A 12,400-nucleotide genomic window follows, 5' to 3' on the forward strand; every position below is an offset into this window, starting at 1 on the left:
TTAAAGGATTGATATGCACACATCTCAGTTAAACAAAAAACGCCAACAACTTGATGTTTTAATAGAAAATAAAGTGACATTTGCAGCAGATAACAGCGAGTTGAGCATTTACGACACGTACCAACGCGCACAAAAGGTGGCACTGCATTCAAAGGAGTTACTGTTTTGTGCCATGCTCAGCGGTAAAAAAGTAATGCACGTAGAAAGTAGCCAATACCATAAAGCATTTTTACCCCACGAGTCGTTTGTATTAGCGCCAGAGCAAGGTGTATTAATTGATTTTCCACAGGCATCAATGCACGCCCCAACCACTTGTTTAGCAATTGAAATAAGCAAAGATAAAATAAACGCTGTGGCAAATGCGCTTAACATGCAGCAAAGCTTTGCACACGATGGCGACTTATTCGAGTATGTTCCACAATTGGTACACAGCCAACATAATAGTCAAACACAGCAATTATTAGAGCGCATGGTACATTTATTTAGCGAACAAGGCGCACAGCGACATTACTTAATTGACTTGTCGTTAAACGAATTGATCACCCGGTTGCTACAACAACAAAGTCGCGACTTATTACTCGCTAATAGCGATAAACCACGCCTTAAAACAAAAATAAGCGATGCACTGCTTTATATTGAAGAGCACTTAAACGAAACGCTCGACATAAATACCTTGTGTAAAATAGCCTGCATGAGCCGTAGTAAGTTTTATCAGCAGTTTAAACTGGCATTTGGCACTACCCCAGCCCTTTGGCAGCAACAATTAAGACTTAAAAAAGCGCGCAATCAATTACTGCAAGGCCATGCAATTAGCCAAGTCTGCTTTGATGTTGGGTTTAATAGCGCGAGCCACTTTAGTCGTGTATTTAAACAAACCTTTGGTATTGCGCCTAAAGAGTGCCGGCATTAAGGGTAAAACCTTATTTTTTACTTTGCTAACGCCCTGAATATGTTAGTTTATTAACATGAGTATTGAGTAAAGAATTGGTATGAGTAAGCAAACCCGCTGGACCCTAAAAAGTATTGCTAAAGAGTTAGGTGTATCTAACGCAACAGTCTCTAATGCGTTTAACCGCCCTGATCAGCTATCGGCTAAACGCCGAGACGATATTCTTGCAGCGTGCAAAACCTTGGGCTATTACGGGCCCAATAAAGCCGCGCAATCGCTTCGCAGTGGTACATTTAACATTGTGGCGTTAGTGCTGCCAGATAGCGTGGAATATATGGTGTCGGACCCTGTGGCCAGCAGCTTTATGCGGGGTGTAACCTCGGTGCTTGAAAAAAACGGCATTAATGTTTTATTGTTTTCTGGTAATAGCGATAACCTTAACAGTGTGGTCGACTTTGTTGATGGCTTTATTTGTTATGGCCGCCCTCGAAATCACGCATTAGTAGAGCAGTTAAAAACGGTCTCTAAACATGTGGTAACTATTGATTTTGATATAGCCCGCAATGCCTCAGTAAATATTAATAACGAGCAAGCAAGTTACGAAATAGCCAAGCATGTTTTAAAAAATCAAAGCGACAAAGTCGCTATTTTAGGCTTAAGATTACTTGATGAAAACGTATTGTGCCGCGTATATGAGCATCACGAATTTGAAACAGGGCAATCTATTTCGCACCAACGTTTACGGGGTTATCAACGTGCTTTAAATGAGGCAAATATAACCGTAGCTGATGACCGCATTTGGAATATACCTGAGAGCAGCGAGCGTTTTGCTAACATTGCCGCTAAAGAGGTGTTGAGTGCCTCCCCTCGCCCTAACGTTATAATTTGTATGAGTGATTTAATTGCCCTTGCCGCCATGCGAGAAGCGATAAAACAAGGCATAAAAATAGGTGAAGGACTGCGTATTGTCGGCTTTGATGGAATAGACGAAGCCGCTCGTTTTGTGCCGCGCCTAACCACTATTCATCAAAACAGCCAAGAAAAAGGCGTAATGGCCGCCGAACTATTTATATCTAAAGAAGAAAAAATATGTGATGTAAGTTACGAGCTAGATATTGGCGCAAGTGGTTAATAGGTTATGTTAAAAAGGACTGGGTAAACAAAAGCCAAGCTCAAGAGCTTGGCTTTTATGTTTTAATAGCCTGTTAGGCTAACAATGCGTTTAAACTTATCGTTGTTTCTTCATCACCATTTACTTGGGTAATAAGTGCATCTCGCGTTTTAAAATTAACACTTAATGCAATAGACTTATCTTCAAGTTGCCACGTTAAACAACATATTCCCTGTGTACCGTGAGCACTAAACTCTCCTGCAAAAGCGGGGTGTTCATTACGTAATTTAATGAGCTCTATTAAACCTTTTACTACAGGTTTATTGAGTGCGTGCTCAATTGTTTCACTATTTAAATACGGACGGTTAATATCACGGCCCACATTGGTACGCGCAAGTAAATCCATATCGTTTTCGCAGGCAAATAAACCACCGTAGTACACTTGCGGCACACCGGGGGCAAAAAACTGTATGGCACGCGAAATCAAATAATCTAAATCGTTAGCGCCTAATGCATTGTAATACGTGCAATTTACTTGGTATAAATCAACGTTACTGGCAGCAGCACCTGTAGCTTGGCGGCTTTGGTTGTTACTGTTGGCATGCATGGTTTCTACAAGGGTATCTATTTGCTGTGCATTTAATAGCCCTGGCTTGTCGCCCATTGGGCCAGCATCAATAATGCCTATGCCGTCGTGTGTATCAAGTACCGTTAAACAGTTGCGTGGTGAAATTTGTAACCATTTAAGTAATGCATCTACATCGTTATTAAATAAGCTATGTAAAATAAGCGGCGGTAATGCAAAGTCGTAAACCATGTTTACACGCTTTGCTACTTCTACTTGTGTTTGGTAGTGGCTATGAATTTCAGCAATGGTTTCCATGCCAAGCTCGTTTGCTTGCTTTGACAAGTTATCTAGGTAGCCAAAGGTTTCGTCTAGCATAAAACAGTTAGTACCGGCTTGTTTAATTGCGTAACCCGCTGCATCTAAACGAATAATATTTACATTATTTTCAGAAAACTTAGTTAATACGTTATTTAAATACGCTATACCCGCTTCAACTTTTACGTTTATATCAATTTGGTTATCGGTAAACGTGGTCCAAAAGTCATACGTTTGACCATCGCCACACTGCATTGGCGTAAAACAGCTACCGGGGCGCGGGCGATAAATGGCTTGTTGCTCAGCTTCGCTCATACCATTTGGAAAAACGTCTTCTTTTGTTAAAAACAAATCCCAAAATTCTGATTGCTTGCCTTTAGCTAGCACATCTTGAAACTGATAAGACTGCGCTGAAACATGGTTAACGATTAAATCAGCCATTAGATCATGGTTTTCACCCAGTGCTTGAATATCAGCCCATGTACCAATGCGAGAATCTACTTCGCTGTGATCAATCGGGTCAAAGCCCGCATCGCTTCCATCAATAGGATTATAAAAAGGTAAAAGGTGCACACCACCAAAAACGCCCTTAAGTTGGCCATTTAAAAGCGTAGTAAGTGCGTTTATATCTTGCCCTGTGATTCGATCAGCATATGTGATCAATTGAACTTTATTCTTCATCATGTGTGATTACCAAGTTGAAACTTAATCGATTAAGATATATCTTTAACTAGCACGTACAATTTTACAAGTAATTTTTAAATATTTTACATACAAAAGTTGTGGCAAAGGTAATACTAACTAGAGTAAGTGATTGAGTTATTACTATAACTTGAGCCACAACGAGGAAAAATCACATGACGAATTTACACACACACTCGCAAAGCGACCCAATGCAGCGCATACGAATACTCACTTACATGATGTTTTTTATGTTTGCGATGACCTCAGATGCAGTAGGTATGATCATCCCTGAACTAATCACAGAGTTTGGTTTAAGTATGACCCAAGCCAGTGCTTTTCATTATGCACCTATGGCACTCATTGCCTTTAGTGGCTTGTTTTTAGGCTTCTTAGCCGACAGCCTAGGCCGTAAACAAACCATAATGCTGGGCTTACTTATTTTTTCGCTCAGCTGCTTTTTGTTTGCCTTTAGCAATAGCTTTTCGGTGTTTTTAATTTTGCTGTGCTGTATAGGGCTTGCCATTGGTTTATTTAAAACCGGCGCACTAGCGCTACTTGGCGATATATCTGCAAGTAACGCAGAGCACACTAAAACCATGAACAAAGTAGAAGGCTTTTTTGGTATTGGTGCCATCGTTGGCCCTGCGCTGGTAGGCGTACTGCTTACTCAAAACGTGAGCTGGACTTACCTGTACATTATTGCCGGCGTTATGTGTTTAATTTTAGCGTTAATGGCATGGCGCGCCGACTACCCTAGTGTTGTTAAAAGCACAGAAAAGCCCGCTTCACTTGCCACCACCATGAAAATGATTAAAAACCCGTACGCACTTGGTTTTTCGTTGGCTATTGCATTATATGTGGCTACCGAGGTTGCTATTTACGTGTGGATGCCAACACTTTTAAAAGATTACACAGGCTCGTGGCCTTTACTTGCAACCTACGCACTTACACTATTTTTTGTATTACGTGCTGCTGGGCGCTTTATTGCTGTATGGCTTTTAAATCACTTTAGCTGGCAAGGGGTCATGGCTTATTTAAGTTTAGGCATCGCGCTGTGTTATGTAGGCACTTTGGTAGGCGGTGTTGATTGGGCGGTAGGCTTGCTTCCGCTTTCGGGTTTATTTATGTCGATGGTTTACCCTACTTTAAACTCTAAAGGTATATCGTGCTTTCCTGTTGCACAACATGGTGCAGTAGCGGGTGTTATTTTATTCTTTACCGCGCTTTCGGCCGCACTTGCGCCTTTATTTATGGGCATGATAAGTGATTACTTTGGCCACGTACGCTACGGTTTTTACTTAGCTACCGGCTTTGCTGTGATCTTATTTTTAGCCATGCTGTATAACTTTTACCGCGACCCTGCGGCAAAAGCATTAACTAAAAATGCATAAATGGCTGCTCAAGCCAGAATAAAAATACCTTTAAAATCAATATAAAAACAAAAAAAGTGCAAATTACACACAAAAATAATTTGCATATTGTAAAAACTTTGTTATTTTTACTTAATCGATTAAGTAAAAATAACAAACTCACACAACACAATGAGGCGTTAACATGACAACACACCACACACCTTTATATTTAATCAGTGCCTTAGCACTTGCAGTAAGTCAAGGCGTTCATGCACAAGACGAGCAAGAAACCAAAGTGCAAGCTAAGCAAGGGCTTGAAACAATTGTTGTTACCGGTGTACCTCGCCGCACAACTATTATGGCATCGAGCTCATCAGTAAGCAGTTTATCGCTTGAGCAAGTTGAGGTATCAACGCCACGCTCAACGGCTGAAGCATTTAGAATTATTCCGGGTGTTCGCGCTGAATCAACAGGCGGTGAAGGTAATGCAAATATTGCAGTGCGTGGCTTACCTGTAGCATCGGGTGGCGCTAAGTTTTTACAACTGCAAGAAGATGGTCTGCCTGTAATGCAGTTTGGTGATGTTGCCTTTGGTAACGCCGATATTTTTATGCGCCTTGATAACACAGTGCAAACAATCGAATCAATTCGCGGTGGCTCAGCCTCTACATCAGCCAGTAATGCACCTGGCGGCATAATTAACTTTATTTCTAAAAACGGCGAAAACGAATCGGGTAGCGTATCTACTACTGTTGGCCTAGATTACGACAGTGTACGCACCGACTTTGAATACGGCACCTATTTAACCGACAGCGTGCGTTTTCATGTAGGTGGCTTTGTACGCCAAGGCGAAGGCCCGCGCGAAACAGGCTACACATCAAATAAAGGTGGCCAAATTAAAGCTAACCTTACTAAAGATTTTGAAAACGGCTACGTACGCCTTTACTACAAACACTTAGACGACAAAAGCGTAGGTTACTTACCTATGCCAATGTACTCAAATGGTGATTCTATTGCCGGGTTTGATGCACAATCAGATACACCGCATTCTGCGTTATTTACTAAAACTGTTCGTTTAAACGGTGAAAACCAAATTAGCAGTGGCGATTTACGCGACGGCATGAACCCTAAAGTGGATGCGGTAGGTTTTGAAGCTGTATTTGATTTAGATAACGATTGGCGTATCGAAAACCGTTTTCGTAAATCGTCAATTAGCGGCAACTTTAACTCGCTTATTCCTGCTGAGGTTGGCAGCGCATCGTCAATTGCACAAAGTATTGGCGGTGTAGGCGCAACACTGAGTAACGCAAACACAGGCGAAGCATTTAATGATGAACTTGCCATGCGTATTCACACTTTTGATGTAACGCTTAACGACTTTGGCTCTATTGTTAATGATTTTAAACTAACTAAATCGTTTAGCGATGACACTAGCCTAACCTTTGGTTACTTTGCCTCAACGCAAAACATTGCTATGTCGTGGTTATGGAACTCGTACTTAATGGAGCTTAAAGGCGACAATGCGGCACTTTTAAATGTAACCGCAGCCGATGGCACTGAGTATTCAGAAAATGGTTTATATGCATACGGCACGCCTTATTGGGGTAACTGTTGTCAGCGCGATTACGACACCGAGTACGACACTCGCGCACCGTATGTTGCGTTTTCAACAAAACTTGGTGATGTAAGCATTGATGCAAGTGCCCGCTATGACAGCGGTGAAGCACGCGGTAACTACGCAGGTGCCGTAACTTCAACAGTAGATATGAACCGCGACGGTACTATTTCTATTCCTGAGCAAAACGTAGCAGGTATTGATATAGCTAATGCAAGCCCAGTAAATTACGACTGGAGCTACTCGTCTTATTCTGTAGGTGCTAACTACCAAATTGACCCAAGCCTAGCTACGTTTGCACGTATTAGTAAAGGCGGGCGCGCAAATGCAGACCGTTTATTATTTGGTAAAGTACGCAGCGACGGAAGCGTAGCTGATGAAGATGCAGTAGATGAAGTAAACCAATTTGAGATTGGTGTGAAAAAACGTTTTGATTCGTTCTCGGTATTTGCAACAGCCTTTTACGCAGAAACAGAAGAGCAAAACTTTGAAGCAACATCGCAAACCTTTTTCGACCGTGAATACGAAGCAAAAGGGATTGAGGTTGAATCAACTTACTTTATGGATGCATGGGACTTTAGAGGTAACTTTACTTGGACCGATGCTGAAATTGCAAAAGATGCGCTAACTCCTGAAGTTGTAGGTAACACACCACGTCGCCAAGCGGATTTAATTTACTCATTAATGGCGCGTTACAGCTACGATAAAGGCGCGGCAGGTGTAAGCTTTATTGGTACAACCGATGCTTACGCACAAGATAACAACGACCTTAAGTTTGACGGCTACACGCAAGTAAATGCGTTTGTAAGCTACGACTTATCAGAAAACTTAAACCTTGCGCTTAATGTAAACAACCTATTCGATACAGTAGGTATTACAGAAGCCGAAGAAGGCTCAGTACCAGAAAACGACATTATTCGTGCCCGTACTATTAACGGCCGCACTACGTCGGTTACTTTAAAATACGCTTTTAACTAAATGTGTGTATTGCGCTGCAGTGAGTCATCGCTGTAGCGCCTTTTAAAGTATGAATAAATAACACCCTTCATGTTTTTAGCCTAGCCTTGCTAGGCTTTTTAGGATATTCCAAATGACCAAACTCCTGTGCTTAGGCGAGCTTTTAATTGATATGCTGCCACAAGATGCTCATAACTCAGCGTACTTACCCATCCCTGGTGGTGCACCTGCTAATGTTGCTGTTGGCTATGCAAAACTTGGCGGTGAGGCTGCATTTTGTGGTGGTAAAGGTGACGATCATTTTGCCAATCAATTAAGTAATGCACTGGCGCAATACAATGTAAATACAGACTATTTATTTACCATTGCTGGCTCACAAACCGCCATGGTAATAGTAAGCCTTGATGAAACAGGCGAGCGCAGTTTTGGCTTTTATCGCCATAACACAGCCGATGTACTTTTAACCCAAGCGCATTTAGCGCAAATAAATTGGCAAAGCATAAGCACCCTGCACTTTTGCTCAAACACCCTAACCGATCCAGCCATAGCTAGCACAACGGTTAAAGCGCTAGAACTTGCTAAAACACATAATAAGCTCGTTAGTTTTGATGTGAATTTACGCTACAGCTTGTGGGAAAACACCCATGATATAGCCAGCAATGTAAAGGCCTGCTTCGCTTATTGCGACATAGTTAAACTTTCGCGTGATGAACTTAATTTTTTAGCAAAGCATAGCGAAACAACGGGCGAAGATTACATTCAAATGCTATTAAATACCGGAGTTAAACTGGTGTTTTTAACCGACGGGCCTGAGCCTGCTACGGTTTACCACCGCGCATTTATACTTAACGAATCGGCACCAAAAATAAACGCAGTAGATACAACAAGCGCGGGCGATGCTTTTATAGCGGGAGTTTTATACTATTTAAATAACTTAGGGAGTAATTTAGTGCTGGCAGATAGACTAAATGATGAAACCAGCATAAAAAACGCCCTGCACTTTGCCCTTCAGTGTGGCTCTAAGGCCTGTTTAGCTAAAGGCGCTTTTCCGGCATTACCAGTGCTAGCTGATGTAATATAAACAGTTAAAGCCCCAAATAGCGGGGCTTAACCTAATTTATAATTATTGCTTAATAAAAGTAACGCCTTTAGGTGTTTCACCTTGTGGTAAACGGGTTGAGTGCATTTGCGATAATAGCCATTTGTCACCCACTTTTGATACAACCACGCTTTCTAACCAATAAATATCACCGCTTTTATCGGCGTTTTTAAAGTTGGCTTTATTCCAGTAATTAATAAACGCAACATTTCCTTCTACACGCGAATTTATAACACTAAAATAATTAGTTCTTATGTAATCAGCGGGTTTAACAACGTTTACAAAGTCATCAATAGTCCACACTTCACCGTGCTCTAAAAGCAAGAATGAATCGTCAACAGCCGCGCGCATTTTTGCGTGATCAAAGTTAGAAACAGCTAAAAATAAATCGCTCACGGGCGTAAATATGGAGTTGTCTTTTGCATGTATTGATGTAGAAAATATGAGTAATACAAAAAGGGCAAGTACGTGTTTCATTGTTATTATAATGTATAGTTTTATTAGTACTAAGGAGTGTATTTTAATTAAGCAACATTAACAATTAAAATAAAGCAAATTCAAAAACTTATTAACGCTCCTATATAAAAAAGCACTCTATAAGAGTGCTTTAACTTAAACTTTATCAATCAAGCTATTCATCTAGCCAATCGATGGCGGCGGTGGCGTTTTCGTAGTATTGCACCTCGCCTGAAATAAACCAGTTGCCTATTTTAGCCATGCGGGCTTGCCACTCTTGATTGCCATAAATAGCAATTTTATTAAATTCTTTTGAATGCCTTACGCCAAGCTTTAAATCATCCCACGCGGCGCGAAGCTCCCAGCCTTCTAGCTCGCTGGCATCAATAAGCACGTTTGCTATAGGGTGTTTAACCTCGCCAAGCGCTGAGTCAATCATGGGGGTAATGACTTTATAGTCGTCGTGGGTTAGCGTTCCTACTGCTTTTAGTTTTAAAAAAAATTCTCGGCCTGCGCGTTCAATACCAATAGATAAACCATGTGTTGTGTGTACCATGCTGCTCTCCTTAATCGGGTGCGCTTGTGTTATTTACAGCCTGTGTGAGTGGGTTTTATAACGAAAGTTGGAGTTAATTAAAGCCTATAAAGTGAAATTATTCCCTTTAAAAAATAAAAACCCCAAAAATACCCATCACTTACTGAGTTAAACTATAAAACTACACCGTATTAAGTTAATTAGTACTGAACTAAATCAAACAATACTGCTAAATAATGCTATTTGCTAAGCGTTTTGTACGCGCTCTATTTGCTTATCTACATCTGTTAAGTGCCCTAATTTAAGCCACACTTTTGCACCTTGCTTACCTGCGGTTATATTAAGTTCACTATTAATAGGCAGCCTTAACCAACTGTGTTTTACTAATACGTCTGATTGCTCACTTATTTCGCCTTCAAGCACGAGTAACTCAGCCCCCTCGCTTGCGCTAATTTGCATGTTAGCGTCTGCCTCAAAATGCAATAAGCTCACATCTTCAAAGTCATCTTTATAAAGTGGGGTTATGGCAAGGCCTTTAAATGTGTCGTGTTGCACGCTGCCCATATGCTGTGTTTGTAAGCGTACGTGGGTTCTATCTTGAGGCTGAAATTGCCAAAGCTTTACAAATATTATGCAGCCTTCATCAGAGCCTGGTTTGTGCTTTGATTGCGGTGGGTTACGAATATAAGAGCCTTGTGGAAAATCGCCATGCTCATCTTGAAATACCCCTTCTAGTACAAAAAACTCTTCGCCGCCTGTATGCACATGAGGCGAAAACTCGCTCCCTGGTGCATAACGTACAATGCTTGTAGCACGGGCTACTTCTGCGCCTACTCTATCAAGTGGGCGCCTATCAACGCCCGCCATTGGCGAAGGGTTCCAATTAAGTTGCTCACTATGAACAACGACTCTCTGGGTAAAATCGGCGGCTATTTTCATTTTATTACCTTTAAAATTGCATAGTGTGAGAGTAAATTTTATGCATAAAAAAAGCGAGCTTATTAAGCTCGCTTATTTAATTTTTAACGCTTTACGCTACATCTAGCTTTTTATGCTTAGAATGTACAAACACTAAACCTACTAAGCCAATAACAACCACAGCGGCACCAATTGGTTTACCTAAGTCGGCCGATAAATTAAAGCCAATAGCAGCAGTCATAATGTACGAAAGTGTTACGCCAGTAGCGATAACGGCAGGTATGCTGGTGATCCAGTGGAATGCACGTCTATCAAATAAGTACTTAGTTGCAAGCCATAATACACTGGTTGAAAGCAGCATGTTTGAAAATGCAAAATAGCGCCAAATAACCGAGAAATCTAATTTAGTCATAAAAAAGGCAATCGTTAAAATTGGCACTGCCAGTAATAAGCGATTACGTAAGCTTTGCGGAATATTAAACGCATCAACCACGGTTAAACGCAGTGAACGGAACGCCGTATCGCCAGAGGTAATAGGGAACACCGCAACAGCAATAATGGCCATAATACCGCCCATTACGCCTAAGTAGCTATTTGCTACATGGTTGACCACTAAACCTGGGCCACCTTGATCAAGCAATGCTTTTAAGCCAGCGTAGCCTTCTGGGAATGCAGCAATACCCGCAAGTGCCCATACACAACCTACAATGCCTTCACACATCATTGCGCCGTAATATACTGGGCGTACGTATTTTTCGTTTGTTAAACAGCGGGCAATAATAGGCGCTTGGGTAGAGTGAAAGCCACTAATAGCACCACAGGTAATGGTAATAAACAGTAACGGCCAGGTTGGCAGGCCATCAGGGTTTGGCTCTAAAAAGTCATGCGCGTGGTCGGCTTCAAAGTAGGCTAAAAAGTCGCCTGCAACTGGTAAGTGTGGTGCATCTAGTAATAACGCACCGGCTATTAATGTAGTCATTACAATCATTAATAAGCCAAATAGCGGGTAAAACTTAGTAATAATTTTATCAATAGGTAGCAGCGTTGCTAAAAAGTAGTACGCTAAAATAGCCAAAACCCAAAAAGTATTATTAGCAAAAAAAGTGCCTTCAAATACATCTAAGTTACTTAATAAGCCTGCTGGGCTCATAATAAATACAACGCCCACAAAAAACAGTAGCATGGCTGTAAATATCAGCATAAAGCCTTTAAACACAACGTTGTAATAGTGCCCTGCTATTTCTGGTAAGCTTTTGCCATCTTCTTTAATGCTCATCACACCCGAGAAGAAGTCGTGTACTGCACCGCCTAATACGTTACCAAGCACAATCCACACAAGTGCTACCGGTCCGTAAAGCGCACCCAAAATTGGGCCAAATATAGGGCCTACACCCGCAATATTTAAAAATTGAATTAAAAATGCACGCACAGGGTGAATGGCTACATAGTCAACACCTTCGCTAAAGCGTTTTTGTGGTGTATCAACTGTTGTATCCATACCTGCTTGTTTTTCAACAAACGGGCTATAAAACTTATATCCCAGTATTAAGATTGTTATGCAGATAAAAAAGATGATCATAAAGCACGTTTCTCTTTTTGTATTTGGAGTATAGAGCGCCTAATCGCCGCCCCGCCTTTCAATCCATGAATAATCGACGAACATTAACAAAGTATTAATCCCCCCGCTATAAGACGAATAGCTAATACACAAGGGTCTGTAGACCTTTCAAGGTTAAATTTGCAGCAGCCTGTTTGGTATTTAGGCAAGGCAGAGCCTATGTGGTGTGGTTATTCCCCATAAGTAGGCGATAACGCAGCATTAATGCCAAACAGGCGCTGCCCTTCGGGTTCAGCCTAGGGGCGATTTACTCTTTGTTGCCTACATGGATGTAAGTAAGGGG

General features: G+C 41.4%; 10 protein-coding genes. 5 read left to right on the forward strand and 5 right to left on the reverse strand.

What is annotated here, in order from left to right; translation table 11 throughout:
- Positions 1 to 13: 13 nt before the first annotated feature.
- Both PSH41_RS14965 and PSH41_RS14970 read left to right on the forward strand, forming a co-directional pair.
- On the forward strand, positions 14 to 910 hold the full coding sequence (locus PSH41_RS14965) for an AraC family transcriptional regulator (RefSeq protein ID WP_096042803.1): 897 nt from the start codon (positions 14 to 16) through the stop codon (positions 908 to 910).
- Positions 911 to 989: 79 nt separating this feature from the next.
- Positions 990 to 2,021, forward strand: a complete 1,032-nt coding sequence (locus tag PSH41_RS14970; protein ID WP_273589452.1) for a LacI family DNA-binding transcriptional regulator — start codon at positions 990 to 992, stop codon at positions 2,019 to 2,021.
- A 73-nt stretch (positions 2,022 to 2,094) separates the two neighbouring features.
- Here PSH41_RS14970 and gtfA read toward each other — a convergent pair whose 3' ends face one another.
- Positions 2,095 to 3,567, reverse strand: coding sequence for a sucrose phosphorylase (gene gtfA / locus PSH41_RS14975; RefSeq protein ID WP_273589453.1), 1,473 nt, complete (start codon positions 3,565 to 3,567; stop codon positions 2,095 to 2,097).
- Between the two features lie 173 nt (positions 3,568 to 3,740).
- On the opposite strand from gtfA, the gene PSH41_RS14980 reads away from it, so the two are divergent.
- From PSH41_RS14980 to PSH41_RS14990, 3 genes are all read left to right on the forward strand, one after another.
- A complete protein-coding gene (locus PSH41_RS14980; RefSeq protein WP_024032780.1) occupies positions 3,741 to 4,958 on the forward strand; it encodes an MFS transporter in 1,218 nt (405 codons plus the stop codon).
- Positions 4,959 to 5,121: 163 nt separating this feature from the next.
- Positions 5,122 to 7,512 (forward strand): TonB-dependent receptor, encoded by a 2,391-nt coding sequence (locus PSH41_RS14985; RefSeq protein WP_024032781.1) that lies wholly within the window; start codon positions 5,122 to 5,124, stop codon positions 7,510 to 7,512.
- A 112-nt stretch (positions 7,513 to 7,624) separates the two neighbouring features.
- On the forward strand, positions 7,625 to 8,572 hold the full coding sequence (locus tag PSH41_RS14990) for a carbohydrate kinase family protein (protein ID WP_273589454.1): 948 nt from the start codon (positions 7,625 to 7,627) through the stop codon (positions 8,570 to 8,572).
- A gap of 42 nt (positions 8,573 to 8,614) precedes the next feature.
- Here PSH41_RS14990 and PSH41_RS14995 read toward each other — a convergent pair whose 3' ends face one another.
- The 4 genes from PSH41_RS14995 to PSH41_RS15010 all read right to left on the reverse strand — a co-directional run bounded on the left by PSH41_RS14995 (position 8,615) and on the right by PSH41_RS15010 (position 12,078).
- Positions 8,615 to 9,067: a nuclear transport factor 2 family protein gene (locus tag PSH41_RS14995; RefSeq protein ID WP_273589455.1), complete on the reverse strand. Its 453-nt coding sequence runs from the start codon at positions 9,065 to 9,067 to the stop codon at positions 8,615 to 8,617.
- A gap of 154 nt (positions 9,068 to 9,221) precedes the next feature.
- A complete protein-coding gene (locus PSH41_RS15000) occupies positions 9,222 to 9,602 on the reverse strand; it encodes an STAS/SEC14 domain-containing protein (protein WP_004589535.1) in 381 nt (126 codons plus the stop codon).
- Between the two features lie 225 nt (positions 9,603 to 9,827).
- Entirely contained in the window at positions 9,828 to 10,520 is a 693-nt protein-coding gene (locus tag PSH41_RS15005; RefSeq protein ID WP_273589456.1) for a cupin domain-containing protein, read from the reverse strand.
- Positions 10,521 to 10,611: 91 nt separating this feature from the next.
- The gene (locus PSH41_RS15010; RefSeq protein WP_004589533.1) at positions 10,612 to 12,078 is read right to left on the reverse strand and encodes a carbon starvation CstA family protein; all 1,467 of its coding nucleotides are present in this window, start codon (positions 12,076 to 12,078) and stop codon (positions 10,612 to 10,614) included.
- Between the last annotated feature and the right edge of the window lie 322 nt (positions 12,079 to 12,400).

Source organism: Pseudoalteromonas sp. CST2 (assembly GCF_028599385.1).
In the GTDB taxonomy this organism is placed as follows: Bacteria; Pseudomonadota; Gammaproteobacteria; order Enterobacterales; family Alteromonadaceae; genus Pseudoalteromonas; species Pseudoalteromonas atlantica.